Source organism: Mesorhizobium sp. M0800 (assembly GCF_040320095.1).
Classification (GTDB): Bacteria; Pseudomonadota; Alphaproteobacteria; order Rhizobiales; family Rhizobiaceae; genus Mesorhizobium.
The window spans coordinates 78,966-99,520 of record NZ_JAMYOZ010000018.1 but is presented as its reverse complement, the minus strand read 5'-3'; the positions used below and the strand labels follow the sequence as shown (position 1 = coordinate 99,520).

Annotated in this window: 23 protein-coding genes; 10 read left to right on the top strand and 13 right to left on the bottom strand. The window is 63.0% G+C overall.

Features of this window, described 5'->3' with window-relative positions; translation table 11 throughout:
• Positions 1 to 40: 40 nt before the first annotated feature.
• Together NKI18_RS20855 and NKI18_RS20850 are read right to left on the bottom strand one after the other, a co-directional pair.
• Positions 41 to 1,372: an aspartate aminotransferase family protein gene (locus NKI18_RS20855; protein WP_352619312.1), complete on the bottom strand. Its 1,332-nt coding sequence runs from the start codon at positions 1,370 to 1,372 to the stop codon at positions 41 to 43.
• Entirely contained in the window at positions 1,369 to 2,274 is a 906-nt protein-coding gene (locus tag NKI18_RS20850) for a MurR/RpiR family transcriptional regulator (RefSeq protein ID WP_352619311.1), read from the bottom strand. Before NKI18_RS20850 ends, NKI18_RS20855 begins: the two co-directional genes overlap by 4 nt.
• Positions 2,275 to 2,370: 96 nt before the next feature.
• Between NKI18_RS20850 and NKI18_RS20845 the strand changes: the two genes are divergently transcribed.
• Complete coding sequence (locus NKI18_RS20845; RefSeq protein WP_352619310.1) at positions 2,371 to 3,219, top strand: beta-keto acid cleavage family enzyme; 849 nt, start codon at positions 2,371 to 2,373, stop codon at positions 3,217 to 3,219.
• Positions 3,220 to 3,385: 166 nt separating this feature from the next.
• Positions 3,386 to 3,778 (top strand): GFA family protein, encoded by a 393-nt coding sequence (locus tag NKI18_RS20840; protein WP_352571209.1) that lies wholly within the window; start codon positions 3,386 to 3,388, stop codon positions 3,776 to 3,778.
• Positions 3,779 to 4,160: 382 nt separating this feature from the next.
• Here the strand turns inward: NKI18_RS20840 and NKI18_RS20835 are convergent, their stop codons facing one another.
• From NKI18_RS20835 to NKI18_RS20825, 3 genes are read right to left on the bottom strand one after another with little or no spacing between them, the layout of a single operon-like run.
• A complete protein-coding gene (locus NKI18_RS20835) occupies positions 4,161 to 4,526 on the bottom strand; it encodes a DoxX family protein (RefSeq protein ID WP_352619309.1) in 366 nt (121 codons plus the stop codon).
• Positions 4,523 to 4,753, bottom strand: coding sequence for a VOC family protein (locus NKI18_RS20830; protein WP_352619308.1), 231 nt, complete (start codon positions 4,751 to 4,753; stop codon positions 4,523 to 4,525). The genes NKI18_RS20835 and NKI18_RS20830 overlap by 4 nt, the downstream gene beginning before the upstream one ends.
• A complete protein-coding gene (locus NKI18_RS20825) occupies positions 4,671 to 4,982 on the bottom strand; it encodes a VOC family protein (RefSeq protein WP_352619307.1) in 312 nt (103 codons plus the stop codon). Before NKI18_RS20825 ends, NKI18_RS20830 begins: the two co-directional genes overlap by 83 nt.
• Positions 4,983 to 5,294: 312 nt before the next feature.
• Here NKI18_RS20825 and NKI18_RS20820 point away from each other — a divergent pair, with 312 nt between their 5' ends.
• Positions 5,295 to 5,966 carry a helix-turn-helix domain-containing protein gene (locus tag NKI18_RS20820; protein WP_352619306.1) on the top strand — a complete coding sequence of 224 codons (672 nt, stop codon included), beginning with the start codon at positions 5,295 to 5,297 and terminating at the stop codon, positions 5,964 to 5,966.
• A gap of 108 nt (positions 5,967 to 6,074) precedes the next feature.
• Positions 6,075 to 6,506 carry a VOC family protein gene (locus NKI18_RS20815; RefSeq protein ID WP_352619305.1) on the top strand — a complete coding sequence of 144 codons (432 nt, stop codon included), beginning with the start codon at positions 6,075 to 6,077 and terminating at the stop codon, positions 6,504 to 6,506.
• A gap of 146 nt (positions 6,507 to 6,652) precedes the next feature.
• Here the strand turns inward: NKI18_RS20815 and NKI18_RS20810 are convergent, their stop codons facing one another.
• From NKI18_RS20810 to ehuB, 5 genes are read right to left on the bottom strand one after another with little or no spacing between them, the layout of a single operon-like run.
• On the bottom strand, positions 6,653 to 7,384 hold the full coding sequence (locus NKI18_RS20810; protein WP_352619304.1) for a GntR family transcriptional regulator: 732 nt from the start codon (positions 7,382 to 7,384) through the stop codon (positions 6,653 to 6,655).
• Positions 7,381 to 8,160, bottom strand: coding sequence for an ectoine/hydroxyectoine ABC transporter ATP-binding protein EhuA (gene ehuA, locus NKI18_RS20805; RefSeq protein WP_352619303.1), 780 nt, complete (start codon positions 8,158 to 8,160; stop codon positions 7,381 to 7,383). The genes NKI18_RS20810 and ehuA overlap by 4 nt, the downstream gene beginning before the upstream one ends.
• A complete protein-coding gene (gene ehuD, locus NKI18_RS20800; RefSeq protein WP_023674259.1) occupies positions 8,157 to 8,816 on the bottom strand; it encodes an ectoine/hydroxyectoine ABC transporter permease subunit EhuD in 660 nt (219 codons plus the stop codon). The genes ehuA and ehuD overlap by 4 nt, the downstream gene beginning before the upstream one ends.
• Positions 8,813 to 9,541, bottom strand: a complete 729-nt coding sequence (gene ehuC / locus NKI18_RS20795) for an ectoine/hydroxyectoine ABC transporter permease subunit EhuC (protein WP_352619302.1) — start codon at positions 9,539 to 9,541, stop codon at positions 8,813 to 8,815. Before ehuC ends, ehuD begins: the two co-directional genes overlap by 4 nt.
• 54 nt (positions 9,542 to 9,595) lie before the next feature.
• Entirely contained in the window at positions 9,596 to 10,465 is an 870-nt protein-coding gene (gene ehuB, locus NKI18_RS20790) for an ectoine/hydroxyectoine ABC transporter substrate-binding protein EhuB (RefSeq protein ID WP_352619301.1), read from the bottom strand.
• Between the two features lie 237 nt (positions 10,466 to 10,702).
• On the opposite strand from ehuB, the gene NKI18_RS20785 reads away from it, so the two are divergent.
• From NKI18_RS20785 to NKI18_RS20760, 6 genes are all read left to right on the top strand, one after another.
• Positions 10,703 to 11,893, top strand: coding sequence for a M24 family metallopeptidase (locus tag NKI18_RS20785; RefSeq protein ID WP_352619300.1), 1,191 nt, complete (start codon positions 10,703 to 10,705; stop codon positions 11,891 to 11,893).
• A 73-nt stretch (positions 11,894 to 11,966) separates the two neighbouring features.
• The gene (locus NKI18_RS20780; RefSeq protein WP_352619299.1) at positions 11,967 to 13,115 is read left to right on the top strand and encodes a M24 family metallopeptidase; all 1,149 of its coding nucleotides are present in this window, start codon (positions 11,967 to 11,969) and stop codon (positions 13,113 to 13,115) included.
• Between the two features lie 10 nt (positions 13,116 to 13,125).
• Entirely contained in the window at positions 13,126 to 14,382 is a 1,257-nt protein-coding gene (locus tag NKI18_RS20775) for a sarcosine oxidase subunit beta family protein (protein WP_352619298.1), read from the top strand.
• Between the two features lie 13 nt (positions 14,383 to 14,395).
• The gene (locus tag NKI18_RS20770) at positions 14,396 to 14,692 is read left to right on the top strand and encodes a sarcosine oxidase subunit delta (RefSeq protein WP_353020346.1); all 297 of its coding nucleotides are present in this window, start codon (positions 14,396 to 14,398) and stop codon (positions 14,690 to 14,692) included.
• Positions 14,689 to 17,643: a sarcosine oxidase subunit alpha family protein gene (locus tag NKI18_RS20765; RefSeq protein WP_352619296.1), complete on the top strand. Its 2,955-nt coding sequence runs from the start codon at positions 14,689 to 14,691 to the stop codon at positions 17,641 to 17,643. The genes NKI18_RS20770 and NKI18_RS20765 overlap by 4 nt, the downstream gene beginning before the upstream one ends.
• A complete protein-coding gene (locus NKI18_RS20760) occupies positions 17,636 to 18,139 on the top strand; it encodes a sarcosine oxidase subunit gamma family protein (protein WP_352619295.1) in 504 nt (167 codons plus the stop codon). Before NKI18_RS20765 ends, NKI18_RS20760 begins: the two co-directional genes overlap by 8 nt.
• Before the next feature lie 65 nt (positions 18,140 to 18,204).
• Here the strand turns inward: NKI18_RS20760 and NKI18_RS20755 are convergent, their stop codons facing one another.
• From NKI18_RS20755 to NKI18_RS20745, 3 genes are all read right to left on the bottom strand, one after another.
• Positions 18,205 to 18,669, bottom strand: coding sequence for a cupin domain-containing protein (locus NKI18_RS20755; protein ID WP_352619294.1), 465 nt, complete (start codon positions 18,667 to 18,669; stop codon positions 18,205 to 18,207).
• Positions 18,670 to 18,872: 203 nt separating this feature from the next.
• Positions 18,873 to 19,748: an aldose 1-epimerase gene (locus tag NKI18_RS20750; RefSeq protein WP_352619293.1), complete on the bottom strand. Its 876-nt coding sequence runs from the start codon at positions 19,746 to 19,748 to the stop codon at positions 18,873 to 18,875.
• Between the two features lie 5 nt (positions 19,749 to 19,753).
• On the bottom strand, positions 19,754 to 20,554 hold the full coding sequence (locus NKI18_RS20745) for a FadR/GntR family transcriptional regulator (RefSeq protein WP_245274602.1): 801 nt from the start codon (positions 20,552 to 20,554) through the stop codon (positions 19,754 to 19,756).
• Position 20,555: the final 1 nt, after the last annotated feature.

The window sequence follows — 20,555 nt, the reverse complement described above, 5'->3', positions numbered from 1 at the left end:
GACGCGTTGGAACTGGTTGAGGCGGTCCGCGTCGTGCGGGTCAGGCCGCTGAAGCGATCGCAGCGTCGATCGCCTCGCCGAGCCGTTCGACGATCCGATCGATATCCTGTTTGGAAATGATGAATGGCGGCGCCACAAGCACATGAACGCCCCGCACACCATCAATCGTCCCGGCCATCGGATAAATCATCAGGCCGCGGGCCATTGCTTCGCGCTTGATGCGGGCGTTGAGTTCAAGCCTCTGGTCGAATGGTTCCTTGCTGGCGCGATCAACCACCAGCTCGATTCCCCTAAATAGACCCCGCCCGCGAATGTCGCCGACGTGATGGTGGTTATCGAAGCGTTGGTGCAGGCGTTCGTCCAGCTGCGCGCCCATTGCGCTGACGTTGTCGAGCAGACCGTCACGCCGGATGACCTCCTGCACGGCAAGGCCGGCCGCCGCTGCCATTGGATGGCCCATATAGGTATGCCCATGCTGGAAGAAGCCCGAGCCTTGGGCAAAGGCATCGAAGATATGCCGGCCGAGCAGCACCGCGCCAATCGGCTGGTAGCCACCGCCGAGTCCCTTGGCGATGGTCAGCAGGTCGGGAGCGATGCCGTCCTGCTCGCACGCATGCAGCGTGCCGGTACGGCCCATGCCGCACATCACCTCGTCGAGAATGAGCAGCACGCCGTAGCGGTCGCAAATCGCGCGAATGTGCTTGAAGTAGTCCGCGACCGGCGGCACCGCGCCGAGCGTGGCACCCACCACCGGCTCGGCGACAAAGGCGATGACCTCGTCCGCGCCGAGTTCGAGGATCTTGTCTTCGAGCTGCTGGGCGGCGCGCGCGGCATAGGCTTCGTCGCTTTCGCCATGCTTTTGATAGCGATAGGCGTAACAGGGGTCGATATGGTGGGTCTCGATCAGCAACGGCCTGAACTGGGCGCGCCGCCATTCGTTGCCGCCGGTGGCGAGAGCGCCGAGCGTATTGCCGTGATAGCTCTGCCGGCGTGCGATGAGATGGCGCCGTTGCGGCTCGCCTTTCTCGACAAAATATTGCCTGGCCATCTTGAGCGCGGCCTCGACCGCCTCCGAGCCGCCGCTGACCAGATAGACGTGGTCCAAGCCTTTCGGCGCGTCCTCGACCAGCCGATCCGCCAGGCGCTCCGCCACCTCGGTGGTGAAGAAGCTGGTGTGGGCGTAGGCGATGCGGTCAAGCTGGGTGTGCAGCGCGGCAATCACGTCGGGATGGCCGTGGCCGAGACAGGACACCGCGGCGCCGCCCGACGCGTCGATATAGGACTTGCCCTCGGCATCGAACAGTTCGATGCCTTGGCCGCGAACGGCGACCGGCAGTGTCGAGTGGATGGTTCGATGAAGAATGTGTGTCATCGACGGTCCCTCATGGGCATTTTCTTCGGCGGACGTTGGTTCAGATGGGTCTTGAGGGCGGCGCCCTGCTCATCGAAACGTCGCAGCGACTCAACAGCGCCCTCGCCTGCCTGCCCTGCGACAAGAGCACCCAGGACCTCCGCAACGATGAAAGCTGGCGCCATGGTGTGGAAAAAGGACGGGCTGCCCGTCGGCACGACGACTAGGTGATCGGCAAGCAGCGCCAATGGCGCTACCCCGCTGTCGGTGATCGCAATGACCGGTACGCCGCGGCCGGCAGCGTACTCGACAAGCTCGATGGTGAAGCGCGTGTAGGGCAGGACGCTGGCGGCGATCAGCACGTCGTCCTTGGTCGCATGGGCCAGAGCGTCGCCGTCGGTTCCGCCGATGCCGTGCAGCAGCACCGACTTCTCGCCGATCAGCGACAGGATGTAATGCAGATGCCAGGCGACTGCGTGGCTCGAGCGCAGGCCGAGGCAATAGACGTGCCTTGCCGCACTCAGCGCCCTGGCCGTCTCGACCAGACGGTCGATCGACCTGTCTTCGGCGAGATGGGAAAGCTGGCTGGAAATCGAATCCAGAATATCGGCCGCCAGCGCGTGGTCGCCCTTGAGCTTTTGGCTGGCCACCTGGAGGCCCGCCTTGCCGGCGAAACCGATTTCGCCGTCCCGGATCGCGGCGGCGTAAATATCGCGTACGGTCTCGTAGCCATCAAGGCCGAGATGCTGGGCCAGCCGCGTCATCGTCGCCGGCTGCACTCCTGCGTGCCGGGCCTGCTCGCGCATGGACAACAGCGCGACATCATACGGCTTATCAAGGACATAGCGCGCAGCGGACCGAAGCTGCGCCGACATGCCGTCGAAGGCACTGACGATCTGTCCAGCAAGCTCTCCCTGGTCCATGGATATTGCTAGCTCGCCAGACCAGCGATTGCAACGTCTGTTTCAGTGTGGTCAAAGATTGATTCATATGAATCTTGTCACTCACAGAACGTCCCCATGAAGCCGGCCCATGGTCTCGACCGCATCGCCATAGCCGTCGCGCCGAACGGGGGACGTCGCAGCAAGGCCGACCATCCGGCGATTCCACTGACACCAGCCGAACTTGCGAGGACGGCCGCGGAATGCGCCGATGCCGGTGCGGCTATGATCCACGTCCATGTCCGCGACAGAAGCGGCAATCATCTGCTCGATGCCGACGCCTACCGCCAGGCAATCGCCGCCATCCGCGGTGCTGCCTGCGACCGCTTGATAATTCAGATCACCTCCGAAGCGCTCGGTATCTATTCGCCGGCCCAACAGATGGCCGTCGTACAAGATGTGAAGCCGCAAGCTGTCTCGCTGGCGCTTCGCGAAATCGTTCCTGATGCCGGATCGGAACTCGCCTTCGTGCGCTTCATGGCCTGGCTGCACACCGAGGGGGTTGCGCCGCAGATCATCCTCTATTCGCCCGAGGAGGCCGTCAGGCTTTCGGACATGCAGCAGCGCGGACTGATCCCCTGGGCAAGCATACCGGTTCTCTACGTGCTGGGCCGCTACACGCCGGGACAGACGTCCGTTCCTGCCGATCTCTTGCCATTCCTTGCGGCGAACATGCCGCGCTTCGACCATTGGAGCGTCTGCGCCTTCGGCCGCAACGAAGCGGCGTGCGTGACCGCCGCCGCGTTGCTTGGCGGCCATGTCCGGGTCGGCTTCGAAAACAATCTTTTCCTTCCGGACGGCAGCATAGCCTCGTCCAACGCCGAACTGGTAGCGACCGTCGCACGCATACTCGCCGACTGCGGTGTCAAGATCGCCTCGGCCGCCGAGTTGGCGGCTCAATGGAACGCGCCGTTTCGTTCCATATGACAAACCAAAGCCTATTTTCGGCGGCAGCTCGCGCAAGGCATAGAGAGGCGGCTGCAATGTCATCGCCACGGAAGAACGACGTGTCCCCGCCCGCGGCGCGGCGATTGCAACAACAGTGCCGGTCGTTGTAACCATTCCGGCCGCTTGATTTTGGAGGAGACGCAGCATGGACCGATTCACCGGCGGTTGCCTGTGCGGCAACGTCCGAATTATCGCGTCGGGGCGCCCATACCGGGTCGGCCTTTGTCACTGTCTTGACTGCCGCAAGCATCATGGCGCCCTTTTTCACGCTTCCGCGATTTTTCCTGAGGATGCGGTGACGATCGACGGCGAAACACGCGACTACGCCGGGCGGTTTTTCTGTCCCCGCTGCGGCTCCTCCATTTTCGGACGCACCGCAGACGAAATCGAAGTAAACCTGGGGTCGCTGGATGCGCCTGACCAACTGATGCCAACCTACGAAAGCTGGATCATCCGACGCGAGTCCTGGTTGCCGCCGTTTCCGCTCACGAGACGGTACGAGCGCGATCGTGACGCCACGGGTCGCTTTGAGGAATAGGTCGCACGAACGGTGCCGAGGAGGCAACGACATCAGAACACGGATTTTCAGGGACCGCCTGCTCACGCCGCTAAAAATGTGAACTTGCATGTTTACGAGGTGCGCTGCCTTCATCCACATTGCCCAAGGCATTCGTGAGCGCCTAAGGCGACCCGTGACAGCCAAGGCGCCGTTACCTTAGAGGAGGACCGCAGGGGATGGGATTCATCGTCGCCGCGATCTTGAAGTAGGCTTTGTACAGAGCGCCGCGTTCAATGCTGGCCGTTTGGGAGGTCACGCCGGAAGACCGGCCTTGCGGAAGCCATCGATGAACTGCTCAAGCAGCGCAGCGTCATGGAATGGCTCTGACGTGGTCCAGTGGCCCGCCGCCTCGAAACGATGATCACAGGCTAGTGGTCGCGGCGACAATCAACCCGCCCAAGACGGCAACATTGATGGTGAAGCCGGTACGAAGCGCTTCGCGTTCATCACCGCCGTAGCGCCAGAAGTTGAGCGCCATGAAAGACGCCGCAATGGTGAATACGGCCAAGGCCGCGCCGGGAAAGGGTCCACCAAGGCCCGTTGCGAGGCAAAATCCGCCTGCGATCTCCAGCACCGATCCGGCCGCGAGAAGAGGCCTGGGAGCAGGAAAGCCCCGCTCGGCCAGGGACGCTGCAATCGCCCGGAATCTGAGGAAATGCTCGGCGCCCGCCCAGATAAAGACGCCGCCGAGCAAAACCAATCCGAGGTGGTGGAAGAACGCGATCATTCCTTGCTGCCGTCCTCGGTGTAAACCGCAAGCTCGTAACCATCCGGATCCGCGAAATGGAAGCGCCGGCCACCGGGGAAGCCATAGATCGGTCTGACGATCTTGCCTCCCGCCTGCTCGACACGTTTGACCGTTCCCGGCAAATCATCGGCATAGAGGCAAATCATCGGCATAGAGAATGACGAGCGGGCCTCCTCCCGACCTCGCTGGGCCAGCGGCGAAGCCACCTGACAAGCGCCCGTCGTTGAACTCGCAATATTGCGGGCCGTAGTCGGTGAAGCTCCAGCCGAATGCCTTTCCGTAGAAGTCGCGTGACCGCTGAATGTCTTTCACGTTGAATTCGACGTAGTCGATCCGTTGGTCATTGTTGTTGCTCATGACGCAAACCTCTCGTGTGATGTACGACGCCGAAAGATAAGCACGCATCTCGCTTGCCGGATTGAACAAAACGGCCATCGACGTATGCCCCGCACACGGCGCTACCGATGGCGATGCGCGTGGCATCACCCCTCACCTGCCCTCTTCATTCCGGCCGGAAGAAAACGACCGATTCTTGCAACCGTTCTCGATTGGAAGACGTTGTCGGTCGTGCAGATTGTTGCCTCGAGCGACGGCCGGGCGCAGCCGCTGGGCCGTAGGGTCACCGCCGCTAGTCCGAAGAGGAGCGAGATGAGCGATCCCGTCCCAGCACAGGCAACGGGTTCATTTCAGCAACGTCCAGCGTCGGCGCGGCTTCACGGGAGCTTTGCTTCGGTGTGGGTGCATCGAATGGACCCGGCGGGCGCACCGCCAATCGTCATCATGCCCGACGCAACGATCGATCTGCAATGGATCGGAGGCAGCTTCCGAGTTGCCGGCCCCGACAAGGAGCCGCAGACCGAGGTTCTGGCGGCAGACGAGGTCGTGATCGGTTTCCGATTTCATCCTGCCACGGCGGCGGCATGGCTCGGCGTGCCGCAAATCGAGCTTGTCGGCCAGAGGCTGTCGCTCGACGATTTATGGGGAGCGCGAGCCCGGCGCCTCGCCAGCCGCGTGCGCGCCAGCGACAATCTCGAAGATCTGGCCTGTTCGCTCCAACAGGTCGTCGCCGAGGAGGCGGCCTCCCGCGCGCCAGACGTTCCCATGCAGGCGGCATATCGCTTGATCGAGCGCGGGCCGCCACCCGACGCGCCGCTCGTCCCTTGGTTGATGCGCGCACTCGAGATGAGCGAAAGGACGTTGCGCCGGCGCTTCGACACGAGCTTCGGCTATGGCCCCAAGACGCTTGACCGTATCCTCCGCTATCAGCGCTTTCTGCGGCTTTCGAGCCGCTCCAGCAGCTCCACCGCCATGCTGGCGGCCGAGGCGGGCTATTCCGACCAGGCGCATCTTGTCCGCGAGAGCCGCCGCCTGACGGGAAGCACCCCGCGACAGATTCATCATCTGCTGCACAGCGAGTGAAACCTTGGCGCGTTCTTCGACTTGGCGGCACCCTTTTGGCCGTTTTGTTCAAGTCTTCACTTTCGCCCGACTTTATCCTGGTGTTTCCCACAACCAGAGGAGACGGCCATGAAATCGCGCATTTCGGTTTTGACCATCGCTGTCGCCGACCTCGAGAGTTCTCTCGCGTTCTATCGCGAGGGTCTCGGCTTGCCGACGGAAGGGATCATCGGCCGCGAGTTCGAGCATGGCGCCATCGCGTTCTTCACGCTGTCCGGCGGGTTGAAGCTCGCGATCTGGGCTCAGGATGACCTCGCCTACGACACCGGCCTGCCCAAGGCGCCGATTACCTCGACCTCGTTCACGATCGGCCACAACGTTGTGCGCCGCGAGGAAGTCGATCAAGTGATGGATGAGGCCGCTCGCGCCGGAGCCGAGATCATCAAGCCTGCTCGGGACACATTCTTTGGCGGGTATGCCGGATACTTCCGCGATCCGACCGGACACCTGTGGGAGGTCGTCTGGAACCCCGCCAACATACCGAATGAGGACGCTCTCTGAGGGCAGGTACGGGCCTGCAGGATCGGGCCGTTCTGGTCATTCCCGGTGCTGGCAAATTTTGTCGGGATCGGGGCGGGCGGCCTGCTTTCCCTGGCAAACGAAGCCAGTTCGACGGCAGTCCACCAGCACAATCTTACGGGGGCTGATTATGTAGCTCTATCCAGATTCGCCTCGCCTGCGTGACGCATCATGCGGCGGAAGCTCATTGAGATATGCGCCCGCCTTATGTGCCCGATGGACTCCCAGTCGCCGATCTCGGCGGCGGCAAGGACCTCTTCCATTTCGCGGCGGAACGCGGTGAATTCCTCGACAAGGCCCAATTGCGGCATCAGCTTCAGGACGACGCGCGCGACCTGAAAATACAGGCGCTCACTGATCTCGCGCAGCGGCTGGTTGCCGGTCATGGCTGTGAGTTCGTAGAAAAAATCCATGTTGAGGCGCAGGAAAGCGCGCTGGTCGGGATTGAGTATGTCGGAATCGCAGCGCGCGATGAGCGCCCGTATCCGGTCGAGGTCGTCCGCCGTGCGCGGGATCGGCGAAAGCTTGCCGACGAGGAGCGCCAGCTCGAGGCGAAGATGATAGACCTGCTGCAATTCCTCGATGTCGACGTCGGTAACGATCGTGCCGACGCCGTGGACGGATTGAACCAGACCCTCGGATTCGAGGCGCGCCAGGACACGCCGGACCGGCGTGCGGCTGATCTCGAATTCCTGGGCAAGTTCTTCCTCGGACAGGTGGCTTCCCGGCGCATAATCGAGCAGACAGATGCGGTCACGCAATATCCGGTAGATGCGCTCGAACCGCTCCCGCGCGGAGAGCGGGCGCGGCGGCGCGGCGGTCACCGTCATGGGCGGCTTGGCCTCTGTCTCGATCGTCACCCAGCCTCCAGGACAGCATGCAGGAATTGCCGTGTCCGCTCGTTCTTGGGGGCACCAAACAGTTCGCTTGGCGGTCCCTGCTCGCAGATCTTGCCTTGATAGAAGAAGCAAACGCGGTCGGAAAACTCCTTGGCGAAGCCCATCTGGTGGGTGACCATAAGCATGGTTAGATCATGCTCGCGTCCGATCTGCCTTATCACCTGCAGCACTTCGCCGACAAGCTCCGGGTCGAGCGCCGACGTCACCTCGTCGAACAGCATGATCTTGGGCCGCATGGCCAGCGCCCTGGCGATGGCGACGCGCTGCTGCTGGCCGCCGGAAAGCTGTGACGGATAGTGGTCCTTCTTCTGGGCCAGACCGACCAGCTCCAGCAGCTCGGCCGCCCTTGCCTCGGCGTCCGCCCGCTTCATTCCGAGCACCGTTATCGGCGCCTCGATGCAGTTCTGCATCGCCGTCATATGCGGAAACAGGTTGAACGACTGGAACACCATGCCGATCTTGGCGCGGATCTTGCGGATGTGGGCGAGATCGGCGAGAACAAGCTTGCCGTTCCTCTCCATATGGGTCAGCGGCTCGCCTTCGACCCAGATGACGCCGTCATTGATCGTTTCCAGCGTCATCAGCATGCGCAGCACGGTCGTCTTGCCCGAACCCGACGGACCGATGACCGAGACTTTTTCGCCGCGCGCTATTTCGAGATTGAGCCCATCGAGAACGGTTAACGTGCCGTAGCGTTTCGATACATTGTCGAAGCGGACCATCGGTTGTTCCGTCATCGTGTGGTCCTCCGGTTGAGCAGCCCTTCGAGGGAGCGGATGAGCGCCGCCGAAACCAGGCTCATGGCAAGGAAAAACAGGCCGACCAGCGTGATCGGCTCGGTGTAGCGGAACGTTTCGGAGCCGATGATCTTGGCGGTCTGCATCAGTTCCATCACGGCGATTGCGGAAAGCAACGGCGTTTCCTTGAACAAGGCCACCAGATAATTGCCGAGCGCCGGAACGATCGGCGGGATCGCCTGCGGAATGATGATGTCGCGGAACGTCGTCCAGGACGAGAGATTGAGCGCGATCGAAGCTTCCCACTGGCCGCGATGGATGTTGTCGAAACCGGCGCGATAGACCTCGGAGCAATAGGCGGCGTAGTGGATGCCGATGGCCAGCACCCCGGCGGTGAAAGCGTCGAGCACGACACCGAATTTCGGAAAGACGAAATAGAGAAAGAATATCTGGATGAGCAGCGGGGTCGAGCGGATCAGCTCGACCAGCACCGAAATCGTCCAGCTGGTCCACGGCACGGCGATGCGGACAACGGCCAGCACCAGGCCGAGCGAGGCGGCAAGCGCAAAGCCGATCAGCGTCGCTTCGATGGAAATGACGGCGGCGCGGGCAAGCACCGGCAGGATTTCCAGGGCAAATCCCCAATCCCAGATCATGCCGCCTTCCCCCGCGCCAGTCCGAGCGACGCCCGCCTTTCAAGAAGCCGCATGCCGATGGTCACAACCAGCGACATTGCCAGGTACATCAAAAGAACGAGGGTGAAGATCGGAATGGTCTTGAACGTGTTCTGGTTCATTTGCTGCGCCTTGAAGGCGAGATCCGAAAGCGTGATCAGCGAGACCAGCGCCGTCGATTTCAGAAGCTCGATGAACAGATTGCCCCAGGGTGGGATCATCGCGACAAAGGCCTGCGGCAGGATGATCCGACGCAACGTCTGCGGGCGGCTCATGTTCAATGCCGTACACGCTTCCCACTGCCCGCGGGCGACGGACAGGATCGCGCCGCGCACGCACTCCGATCCGTAGGCGCCGACATTCAGGCCGAGCGCGAGCACCGCCACAACGAATGCGTTGATCGTGACGCCGAATTGCGGGAGCACGAAAAACAGCCAGAACAATTGCACCAGTGCCGACGTTCCGCGGAAGATCTCGACGTAAACCGTGGCCAGCCATCTGAGCGGCGTCGGGCCATACATCCTTGCAAGTGCTGCAAGCACGCCCATGATAATTGCGAGCAGGCTGCCGAGGACGGCGATCTCGACCGTCAGGACCGCGCCTTGCAGCAGCCCCGGCATAAACACTTGATATGATTCCTGTGTTGCCAAGGCACCGATCACGACAAGCGCGATGACCAGCATGGCAACGAGCGTACGGATACCCATGCGATTCCCCCAAGGAAAAAGGGCGGCGCTTTCGCGCCGCCAGCAGTTGGGAACCTATTTGCCAGCGCAGAGCTCTGCGGTGGTCTTGTTGGGGAGATAATCCTTGCCGAAGCCGAGTGGCTCGACCAGCGCGATATGCTCCGGCGAACCGAGGAACTTCTTCAGCTCGGCGTTGAAAGCCTCCTGCAGGTCGGTGTCTTCCTTGCGGAAGCCGAAGCCGCCATGACCTTTTACCGATTTGCCGGCGACCTCGCCGAAGGGCTTGGTCGATTCGACGCCGTCGGCTTTCTTGGCCATGTCGGCGATCGAAAGAGCGGTCAGCGCGGCTGCATCGGCGCGGCCCGACTGGACAGCGGCGACCAGGCTTGACTGGTCGGGCAAGGAGACGATCTGCCCGCCGGCAACGCCCGCGTCCTTGGCGAAGCCGCCTTCGACAGCGCCGGCCATCACGGCAAGCTTGAGATCCGGATTGTCCTTGATGCTGGAAAAATCCTTGATGCCTTTCGGATTGCCTTTTGCCACCAGCATAGCCTCGCCGATGCCGTAGGACGGCTCGGAGTAGTTGATCTCGGCGCAGCGCTTCGGAGTGATGAACATGCCGGCGGCGATGATGTCGAAGCGGCCGGCCTTGAGACCCGGAATGAGCGAGCCGAATTCGGTCAAAACACCGTCGACCTGCGGTATGCCCATCTTGGCGAGCACCGCCTTGGCGACTTCAGGGGCCTCGCCGGTCAGCTTGCCATCTGGCGTGGCGTAACCGAACGGCGCCTCGTTGGCGAAACCGACGCGGATGTAGCCGTCCTTCTTGGCCCGTTCGAGGGTGGTTTCCGCGTGAGCGGACAACGACGTCAATGACGTCGCGGCGAGTGCGATGCAGGCAGCCGCCTTCACGACCATACGGCGCGATATCGATGATTTGAGCATGCTTTTCTCCCATTGGACAACTGTGGATGGTTCCCAGGGCGCGGCCTTCTTCGAGGTCGACGCCTGCTAGATCAGACGTATACAACTGCCCTAGACATTTCGCAAGCAGAGATATAGAAGCCATGAAAATTCGGCGATAATTCGCAGTTAGCCAGCAAATTGACGTCGAGTTGTGCACAATTTGGCCTAGTTGCCATTTACAAAAGGCAAACGGCGTACCTGGAAGGCAGGATTTCGGTGGCGACCGCGAACGGCTTCGGGACATTCACGCAGGCGGAGTATGGGCAGCGCCTCGCCGGCGTGAAGACACGCATGCAAAAAGCCGGCTTCGATCTCATCGTTTGTCAGGATCCCGCCAACATGTGCTGGCTGACCGGCTATGATGGATGGTCGTTCTACGTTCCGCAGTGCGTGCTCGTCCATCTGGAGGAAGACCGGCCGATCTGGTTCGGCAGGGCACAGGATGCCAAGAGCGCACGCCTGACCACCGGCCTGCCCGAGAAAAACATCGTGCCGTTCTCGGAACGGTTGGTGCAACAGCCCGTCGAACACCCTTATGACGAACTCGCCCAACTGATCCGGTCGCGTGGTTGGGGAAAAGCCCGCATCGGCGTCGAGATGGACGCGCATTATTATACGGCGCGCTGCCACGCCCATCTGATCCAAGGGCTGCCCGACGCGCACTTCGCCAACAACCACGATCTCGTCAACTGGGCGCGGCTGGTCAAATCCGAGGCCGAGCTGGTGCTGATCCGCGAGGCGGGTGCGATCTGCACGCATGCCATGAACCGCGCCATCGAGAAAATGCGGCCTGGCGTGCCGCAGAACCATGTCATTGCCGAAATCTATCACGCACAGATCATGGGCGTGCCCGGAGCGGGCGGCGACTATGCCGCGATCTGTCCGCTGATGCCTGTTGGCGAGGGCACCAGCACGCCGCATCTGACGTGGTCCGACGCGCCGCTGCCGGACAGCGGCCTCGCCATTCTGGAGATCGCCGGCGTGCGCCGCCGCTATCATGCGGCGCTGACCCGGACGGTACATTTCGGAAAGCCGCCGCAAGCCATCCTCGACGTGGCCAAGGCGATCGTCGAGGGCGTCGACGCTGGCCTCGAGAAGGCGCGCCCCGGCTACACCGCCGAGGAGGTGGAAGCCGCCTGGCAGGCAGTGTTGAGGAAGAACGGGCTGAAGAAGGAAAGCCGCGTCGGCTATCCGGTCGGGCTCGCATACCCGCCCGATTGGGGTGAACGCACCGCAAGCCTTCGTCCCGGCGATACTACCGAGATGCAGCCTGGGATGTGCTTCCATTTCATGGCCGGCGTCTGGCTCGACGATTTCGGCATCGCCATCTCGGAATCGTTCGTCGTCACGGAACGCGGCGGCGAACGCCTCTGCGACGTGGCGCGCGAACTCATCGTCATCGACTGACATGGCGGCCGGGAAACCGGCTGCCGAAAAGACCATGCCCGCCAGCAAGCCGGCAACAAGCACGAGGACGCCGATGGACCGCAATCCGTTTTCCGAAGCCGAAATCGCCGGCCGCCTTGCCAAGATCCGTACTGCACTGGCCGAGCGCGAGCTCGACGCGGCGGTCTTCGCCTCGCCGGAGAACGTCTTCTATCTCACCGGGCTCGATCACTGGGGGTATTTTGCCCCTCACCTGCTGATCGTTCCGCTCCAGGAAAGACCCGTCCTGGTCACCCGCGCGATGGAAAAGGTAACGATCGGGAAGCAGGTGAAGGCAGCGGAATTCCGTGGCCACTCCGACAGCGAAACGGCGGCCGATCTTGCCGCGCGGGTGCTTGCGGAGCTCGGCCTGTCGGGCAAGCGGATCGGCCTCGAATACTGGACGGCCGGCCTTAGCCATGGGCTTGCCGTGGCGCTCCAGACGCAAGCCGATGCCAAGTGGAGCGACGTGTCCGGTCTGATCGACAAGATGCGACGGGTGAAGAGCGCCGAGGAACAGGTGCTGATGCGGCGCGCCGCAAAGGTGACGGACGCCGCCGCCGGTGCCGCGATCGCCGTGATCTCCGATGGCGCTTCCGAACAGGAGGTCGCCGCCCAATGTGTTGCGGCAATGATCCGCGCCGGCGGTCATGCGCCGGGCTTTGGACCGTTCATACGCCCGGCCGCGCGCTTGGGTGAAGAGCACACGACCTGGGGCGACGGGATCTACCGCAAGGGCGAGCCGGTCTTTGTCGAACTGTCCGGGTGCATCTCGCGCTACCACGCCCCGCTCGGCCGGCTCGTTCGCATCGGCCGCATCAGCGACGAAGACGCCGCAATGGCGGAGGTGACCGCCAAGGCCTTCAACGCGGTCGTCGAGGCGCTGCGGCCGGGCGCCAAGGCGCGCGATGTCTACGCCGCCTGGCAGGCCGTCGCCGACGAGGCCGGCCTTTCCCACTATCGCCGCCATCACTGCGGTTACCTTGTCGGCGCCGGCCAGCCGCCGTCATGGACCGGCGGCAATTCGGTGACCGGCTTGAGGCACGATTCCGACCTGGAGATCGAGACCGGGATGAGCTTCCACATCCTGTCATGGCTGATGGGAACCGGTCGCGGCGATGACTTCGTCTCCAACACGGTGCTTTTGACCGATGCGGGCGCTGAAGTGCTCACCCGCACGCCGGCCGGCCCGATCGTTCGATAGGCCCGCACGCATGGCGCGATACTCGGCACTCTCGATTTTCCGCAACGCGCTGTCCGGCCAGAAGAATTGGCAGCGCGCCTGGCGGGCGGCGGAGCCAAAACCGTCCTATGACGTGATCGTCATCGGCGGCGGTGGACACGGCCTCGCCACCGCCTTCTACCTTGCCGAGAACCACGGCATCCGCAACGTCGCGGTGCTCGAAAAGGGCTATGTCGGCGGCGGCAATGTCGGCCGCAACACTACCGTCATCCGCTCCAACTACCTGCTCGACGGCAACACCCAGTTCTACGAATTCTCGATGAAGCTTTGGGAGGGCATGTCGCGGGCGCTGAATTTCAACGTCATGTTCTCGCAGCGCGGCCAGCTCGTCACCGCGCATTCGGCCGATCAGCTCGACGGCTTCAGCCACCGCGCCAATGTCATGCGGCTGAACGGCATCGATGCCGATATCCTCGACCGCGAAGAGGTGCGCCGGCTGGTGCCTTATCTCGACTTTTCCGACACCGCCCGCTTCCCGATCCATGGCGCCATCTTCCAGGGCCGGGCGGGCACGGCGCGCCACGACGCCGTCGCCTGGGGGTATGCGCGCGCCGCCGACGGCCATGGCGTCGACATCATCCAGAACTGCGAAGTGACAGGCTTTGTCCGCGACGGCGACAGTATCGTCGGCGTCGAAACGACGAAAGGCCGGATCGGCGCCGGCAAGGTCGGCCTCGCTGTTGCCGGTCATACATCCGTGCTCGGCGCCAAGGCCGGGCTTGAACTGCCGATCGAAAGCCATGTGCTGCAAGCTTTCGTCACCGAGCCGCTGAAGCCGCTGGTCGATCACGTCGTCGCCTATGGCGCCGACCATTTCTACGTCAGCCAGTCCGACAAGGGCGGGTTGGTCTTCGGCGGCAATCTCGACGGCTACAATTCATACGCCCAGCGCGGCAATCTCGGGGTCGTGCGCGAGGTGGCCGAGGCGGCGATTGCGCTGATGCCGTGCATTTCGCGCGTCCGCCTGCTGCGCCACTGGGGCGGCGTCATGGACATGACTCCCGATGCCAGCCCGATCATCTGCCCGACGCCGATCGACGGCCTCTATCTCAACGGCGGCTGGTGCTATGGCGGTTTCAAGGCAACGCCGGCTTCCGGCTGGTGCTTTGCCCACACGATCGCCAACGGCAAGCCGCATCCCTTGGTCGCTGCCTACGGGCTCGATCGTTTCCGCACCGGCCACACGCTCGATGAAGCCGGCGTCGGCCCTTCGGCCTGGCTGCAATAGGAGGCGGGACAAAATGCTGCGCATCGAATGCCCCTGCTGCGGCCCGCGCGACCATGACGAGTTCCGCTATGGCGGCGATGCCTCGGTCACGCGTCCGGCCCATGACGATCCCGATCCGGAGGCCTGGTACCGCTACGTCTATATCAGGACAAACCCGGCCGGCCCGCACCGCGAATTCTGGCAGCACGTGACCGGCTGCCGCCAATGGCTGGTGGTCGACCGCGACACACGCAACCATGCCGTCGCCTCCGTCGACTTCGCCAGAAAATTGCGGGACAGGAAATCAACTCTAAGGAAATCCCCGGCATGAGTTCGAACCGCAAACGGCTGTCGGAGGGTGGCCGGATCGACCGCGAGCAGCCGGTCGAGTTTACCTTCGACGGCCGCAAGCTGATTGGGTATCGCGGCGACACGCTTGCCTCTGCGCTGCTCGCCAACGGCGTTACCCTGGTCGGGCGCAGCTTCAAATATCATCGCCCGCGCGGCATTTTTTCCGCTGGGCCCGAAGAGCCGAATGCGCTGGTTACGCTCGGGAGCGCCGGCAGGCGCGAGCCGAACCTGCCGGCGACGACACTGGAACTCGCCGACGGCATGGTCGTGGAGAGCCAGAACCGCTGGCCATCGCTTGCCTTCGACGTACAAAGCGTCAATGGGCTGTTGGCGCCGTTTCTGTCCGCCGGCTTCTACTACAAGACCTTCATGGGCCCGACGCGCCGCGCCTGGATGTTCTACGAGCACTTTATCCGCAAGGCCGCCGGTCTGGGCAGAGCCGGCACCGGCCCTGATCCCGACCGCTACGAGGTTCATCATGCCTTTGCCGATGTCGCCATCGTCGGCGGCGGCCCGGCGGGATTGTCGGCGGCGCGGGCAGCCGCCGCGGCCGGCGCGCGGGTTGCGCTGATCGAGCAGGATTTCCTGCTTGGCGGCCAGCTTCTGGCGGAACCGTCCGACAGCGCAGCGGCTGGATGGTTGAGGCAGGCCGAGGCCGAGTTGGAGGGCTTCGAAACCGTCGCGCTGATGAAGCGGACGACCGCTTTCGGCAGCTATGACGGCAATGTCCTTGGACTGGTCAAACAGCGCGATCCAATCGATCCGAAGCCGGCCGGCGAGGCCCGGCAAACGGTCACCATGCTGCGCGCCCGCTCGATTGTTTTCGCCACCGGCGCCATCGAGCGGCCGATCGTGTTCTCGAATAATGACCGGCCCGGCGTGATGCTTGCCTCGGCCGCCCGGACCTATCTCAACCGTTTCGCCGTCCTGCCGGGCAAGAAAATCATTGTCGCCACCACCAATGACGGTGCCTGGCGCACCGCCTTCGACTATGCCGCAGCCGGCGCGGAGGTGACGGTTGCCGATCTGCGCGCCGTCCCGCCCGCAGCACTTGCCGCGGAAGCCGCACGGCTCGGTGTGGTGGTGCGGGCCGCAACGCGCATCGTCGACCTGCACGGCGGCCATGCCGTCAGGCAAGTAACGCTCAACGGGCCGGAGGGCCAGTCCTCGGCCGCCTGTGACCTGGTCTGCATCTCCGGCGGCTGGTCGCCAACTGTACATCTCACCTCGCACCTGGGGAGCAAGCCCACCTACCGCGACGACATCGACGGCTTCGTGCCGGGTTCGTTTCCGGCCGGCCGGTTCGGCGCCGGCGCGATGATGGGAACCTATGCGACGGCCGATGCCATCGACGACGGTCATCGCGCCGGTAGCGAGGCCGCAGCCTCCTGCGGCAAGTCGGCGCCGGTGCCCGCTCCGTCGAAACTCGATCTCGACGAGACCGCCACGAGTTCACTTCGCGAGATCCCTTCCGTTGGACGTGGAAAGGCCTTCGTCGATTTCCAGATGGACGTGACGACCGGGGATATCGAGCTCGCCCATCGTGAGGGCTATGAATCGGTCGAGCACCTGAAGCGCTACACCACGCTCGGCATGGGCACCGACCAGGGCAAGACCAGCAATTTTGCCGCACTTGCCGCGATGGCCGCCCTGCGCAAGGCAACAATCCCCGAGACCGGCGCCACGACCTTTCGGCCGCCCTATACGCCCGTGGCGATCGGCGCGCTTGCCGGGCGCGCCATCGGCCATCATTTCAAGCCGATCCGCCGCACGCCGATGCACGACTGGCACATGGCGAACGGCGCCGAGATGCTCGAGGTCGGGCTCTGGATGCGGCCCTATTTCTACCGGCAGTCGGGGCGTAACGTGAACGAGGCCTACGTCGCCGAAATGCGGACCGTACGTCAGGCGGCGGGCCTAATGGACATCTCCACGCTCGGCAAGATCGATGTCCAGGGCCCGGATGCGGCAATCTTCCTCGACCGCGTCTATGCCAACGGCTTTGCCAAACTGGCGATAGGCCGCGCCCGCTACGGCGTCATGCTGCGCGACGACGGCATCGTCTTCGACGACGGCACCACGACGCGGCTAGCGGAAAACCGGTTCTTCATGACCACTTCGACCACCAAGGCCGCCGATGTGCTGTCGCGTCTCGAATTCCTGCTCGACACGGCCTGGCCGGATTTGCGCGTGGCCGTTACCTCGGTCAGCGATGAATGGGCGGCGATGTCGGTTGCTGGGCCTAACAGCCGCGCGATCCTGAATGCAGCGTTTCCCGCTCTCGACGTTTCCGAGGAGGCGCTTTCGCATATGGGACTACTCGAAAGCGAATGGGAGGGCCGTGCGCTCCGCATCCTGCGTCTCAGTTATTCCGGCGAGCGCGCTTACGAAGTCTATGTCGGCGCCACTGCCGGTGAACAGCTCTGGAGCCGCTTGCTCGAAGCCGGCAGACCCTTCGACCTGAAGCCTTACGGTGTCGAGGCGCTTGGCGCGCTGCGGGTCGAAAAGGGCCATGTCGCCGGACCGGAGATCGATGGGCGCACGACGCTCGACGATCTCGGCCTCGGCCGCATGGCCGGCAAGCGCAGCGGCTTCGTCGGCGACGTCCTGCGACGGCGCCCTGCCCTCCGGGCGCCCAACCGGCAGCGTCTGGTCGGGCTGGAATGCATCGAAGAGGGAAAACGCCTTCGCGGCGGCGCCATCCTGTTCCTGCCGGATGAGAAACCCCATGGCCATGGGCGCGGTCGTGTCACCTCCGTCACTTTCAGCCCCGAACGCGGCCATTATGTCGGGTTGGCCCTGCTTGCCGGTGATGTCGCGGCAGAAGGAAGCGAGGTCGTGGCGGTCTATCCGATGAAGGCCGAAACGGTTCGCGCCCGCGTTGTCTCGCCGGTATTCATCGATCCGCAGGGAGAACGGCTGCATGGCTAGCTTGACCTCTTCTCGGGATTTCAGCCTGTCCGTGGCGGATTGTCCGCTTATCCAGATCGAGGGCTGGGACGCGACACTGAGACAATTCGAAAAGAGCGTCTCGGCGTCGCTCAACACGAAACTTCCCGCTTCGGTCGGAGAGACGGTTCGCCACAAGGGCTTTTTAACCATCCGCGTTGCACCTCGCCGCCTTTGGCTGGCTCTCGACGAAGGCACAGAAGCGACAGCCCTGGTCGTCGACCCCGATCTCGGCTGTTCCGTGCCCCTCTGGGAAGGTCGTGTTCGTTTGAAAATGGCCGGCCCTGGTATCGCAAGGCTTCTGTCCGGCTGCATTGCCGTCGACTGGCACGCGCCGACCGCCGCTCCGGGCCGCGCCGTGCAAACATCCTTCCATCACGTGCCCGTGCTCTTCCTGCGCACCGGCGAGACCGCGTGCGAACTCATCGTGCCGCGAAGTTTTGCCCGCAGCCTCTCGGATTGGATTGCCGGCGGCTAGCCAATACCGGTTCCTCGGGCAAGGGCCGGCTTTAGCGGCGATCCAAGCCGCCATCACGAAGCCATCTACTCTCTTGCCGGCCAGTCCTGCAGAAGCGTAATCCCAAACTTCGGCGCGGCTGCTTTGAGCCGCTCGATATCGGCAGGCGTCGGCGGCCCGACCACCTCTCCCTTGCTGCGTTCATGGCCACCTTCGGCGAGAAACTGCTCGAACACACTTGGCGTGTCTATCAGGATATAGCGAACGAGCTGATTGCCGGGATTCATAAGCTGGTGCGGGATGCCCCGCTTCAAAAACGTGCTCTCGCCGGGCGAGAGCGTTCGGACCACACCGTCCACAATTGCGGTCAAATGCCCTTCGATGACGTAGACCGTCTCGTCGTCATTCGCATGAACATGGATTGGCGTTTTCGTGTGCCCGTCGCTTCTGTTTTCGAAGAGACTCAACAAGCCTCCCGTCTGTTCGCCGGAGACCAGTCGCTTCATGACGATGCCTGCGAGCACGAATTCTTTTGGTTCAACATCCGTCATTGATCCAATCCTGCCAGGCACATTTGGTGGGCCGTCAAGCAGACGAGCTGCGCAGCGACATCCGGCAAACGTCGAACTGGCTCACGGGTTCCCGGTCGCCGGAGTTCCCTCTTCCCAAGCTCCGTTTGGACGAAAAGCCGGCTTCGTTCTCACCGGACATGCTGGCCGACATTCGCCAATTCGAGGGCGCCGCAGAGGTCCGCCTAACTGACGGCAAAGCTGCAACGGGCTGCCAGGCTCTCGCCGGGCCCAAGCACCGACAGTCCATTCCATTTGTCGATCGAACCACGATTGTGAGCATCGACAGGATGACTGACCGGTTCAAAACAGAAGAAGTCGCTCTCGTCCGATGGCGAATAGACCAGGTAGAAGTTCAAGGACGATGAAGCTTCAATCCGCAGGCTGCAACTGTGCTCCGGCCACGATATGGTAGCGACGGCGTCCCAACCGGCAAACAGATTGTTTATCCATCCGTTCGGCAATACGGCCGGGGCGCCGAAATCCCAATCGGGACGAGTTTTGATATCGACAAACCGTTCAGGGAGATGGCTGGGCAGTTCGAGACAAACCTGCGAGGCCGGCGCATGAAGCGTGGTTCGTGCCGTTCTCGGGAACCATGGATGGATGCCAAGCCCGAACGGGAGCCTGACCGGCGCCTGATTGACGATGCGAAGCTTCAGCTCGAGCCCCTGCCCGGCCAGCGCGTAGCTCACCTCGGCGCGATATCGATATGGGCCGGGTCCGTTGCTGATGAGCGACAGCTTCGCTTTGTCCTGCGTCACGCTGTCGACGTCCCACTCGCTCGAAAATCCATTGCCGTGAATGGGAAAGGGCTCGCCTGCAACATTGGCAGGCAGTTCGTGGAATTTGGAGTCGAATGTGAACCCGCCGCCCGAGATGCGATTTGACCATGGCAAAAGCAGGTTGCAGGCAAGGTCGAACGGTTTGCTGCTCCCGCCGTTTGGCCAAGGCCTGAAGAGCGGCACGCGCCCATAATCGAACCTCGCAAGGCCTGCCCCAAGCGACGGGACGATTTCAGCAGACAGGTCTCCGCTTCTGATCTTGATCGTCCCGACCATCCGCTTCAGACGGTATCGGCCTTGGCAGCGGCGATCGGCTGTTGATGGCGGCCTTTGCGAGCCACTGCAAGAAGGTCGTTCGACGCGATCCCGATGAGCGCCTTCATCTGATCGTGTGCATCGTCGGCCCTGCGCATCCTGATTGCCTCCAGCACGTCGCCATGCGCGCTCAGCGTCTGCTGGTAATTGGCGGTGGCCGATGTGGTCAAGCGGAAGGAGAAGCTGAGGGCGGCCGCAAGCATATTGCCGAGATTGGCGAACACCGGGTTGCGGCTGGCACGCAGGATCGCGGTATGAAACCTGACGTCGGCATCGAGACACGCAGCGAGATCGTCCTGCGGAGCAATGCGCATGGCTTCATAGGCCGCTTCGATGACTGCGAGATCGCCTGACGTCGCCATCTTGGCCGCAAGTTGGGCGGCAGCGGGTTCAATGACCAGCCGCGCCTCGATCAATCCGCGGACGAAATCGAGATCGGGCTCGATATCGCGCATCCATTCCAGAACCTGTGCATCCAGCCTGTTCCATTCGCTCGACACGCGCACACGCGTCCCGGCCCGCTTGCGCGCCTCGATCAATCCTTTCGCCGAAAGCGTCAGAAGAGCATCGCGAAGCGCGGTGCGGCTCGCCCCGTAGATAACGCAAAGCTCGGCTTCCGTCGGCAGGACGGAGTGCTGGGCGTAGGAGCCGGCGAGGATGCGCTGTCCGAGATCGCGTGCGATGCGATCCTTGAGCGATGACGTGGTGCCATCTGCGGCAGGAATGTCCTGCTTGCCTTGGCCAGTCGAAGCGATCGCCGCGTCCATC

Bases quoted from the DNA above. Each gene is read 5' to 3' on its own strand.
- NKI18_RS20750 (WP_352619293.1), bottom strand. From the start codon at position 19,748: ATGGTCGGGACGATCAAGATCAGAAGCGGAGACCTGTCTGCTGAAATC.
- ehuC (WP_352619302.1), bottom strand. From the start codon at position 9,541: ATGGGTATCCGTACGCTCGTTGCCATGCTGGTCATCGCGCTTGTCGTG.
- NKI18_RS20775 (WP_352619298.1), top strand. From the start codon at position 13,126: ATGGCGCGATACTCGGCACTCTCGATTTTCCGCAACGCGCTGTCCGGC.
- NKI18_RS20815 (WP_352619305.1), top strand. From the start codon at position 6,075: ATGAAATCGCGCATTTCGGTTTTGACCATCGCTGTCGCCGACCTCGAG.
- NKI18_RS20760 (WP_352619295.1), top strand. From the start codon at position 17,636: ATGGCTAGCTTGACCTCTTCTCGGGATTTCAGCCTGTCCGTGGCGGAT.
- NKI18_RS20825 (WP_352619307.1), bottom strand. From the start codon at position 4,982: ATGGCCGTTTTGTTCAATCCGGCAAGCGAGATGCGTGCTTATCTTTCG.
- NKI18_RS20770 (WP_353020346.1), top strand. From the start codon at position 14,396: ATGCTGCGCATCGAATGCCCCTGCTGCGGCCCGCGCGACCATGACGAG.
- NKI18_RS20845 (WP_352619310.1), top strand. From the start codon at position 2,371: ATGAAGCCGGCCCATGGTCTCGACCGCATCGCCATAGCCGTCGCGCCG.
- ehuB (WP_352619301.1), bottom strand. From the start codon at position 10,465: ATGCTCAAATCATCGATATCGCGCCGTATGGTCGTGAAGGCGGCTGCC.
- ehuD (WP_023674259.1), bottom strand. From the start codon at position 8,816: ATGATCTGGGATTGGGGATTTGCCCTGGAAATCCTGCCGGTGCTTGCC.
- ehuA (WP_352619303.1), bottom strand. From the start codon at position 8,160: ATGACGGAACAACCGATGGTCCGCTTCGACAATGTATCGAAACGCTAC.
- NKI18_RS20820 (WP_352619306.1), top strand. From the start codon at position 5,295: ATGGACCCGGCGGGCGCACCGCCAATCGTCATCATGCCCGACGCAACG.
- NKI18_RS20765 (WP_352619296.1), top strand. From the start codon at position 14,689: ATGAGTTCGAACCGCAAACGGCTGTCGGAGGGTGGCCGGATCGACCGC.
- NKI18_RS20840 (WP_352571209.1), top strand. From the start codon at position 3,386: ATGGACCGATTCACCGGCGGTTGCCTGTGCGGCAACGTCCGAATTATC.
- NKI18_RS20850 (WP_352619311.1), bottom strand. From the start codon at position 2,274: ATGGACCAGGGAGAGCTTGCTGGACAGATCGTCAGTGCCTTCGACGGC.
- NKI18_RS20745 (WP_245274602.1), bottom strand. From the start codon at position 20,554: ATGGACGCGGCGATCGCTTCGACTGGCCAAGGCAAGCAGGACATTCCT.
- NKI18_RS20755 (WP_352619294.1), bottom strand. From the start codon at position 18,669: ATGACGGATGTTGAACCAAAAGAATTCGTGCTCGCAGGCATCGTCATG.
- NKI18_RS20835 (WP_352619309.1), bottom strand. From the start codon at position 4,526: ATGATCGCGTTCTTCCACCACCTCGGATTGGTTTTGCTCGGCGGCGTC.
- NKI18_RS20780 (WP_352619299.1), top strand. From the start codon at position 11,967: ATGGACCGCAATCCGTTTTCCGAAGCCGAAATCGCCGGCCGCCTTGCC.
- NKI18_RS20855 (WP_352619312.1), bottom strand. From the start codon at position 1,372: ATGACACACATTCTTCATCGAACCATCCACTCGACACTGCCGGTCGCC.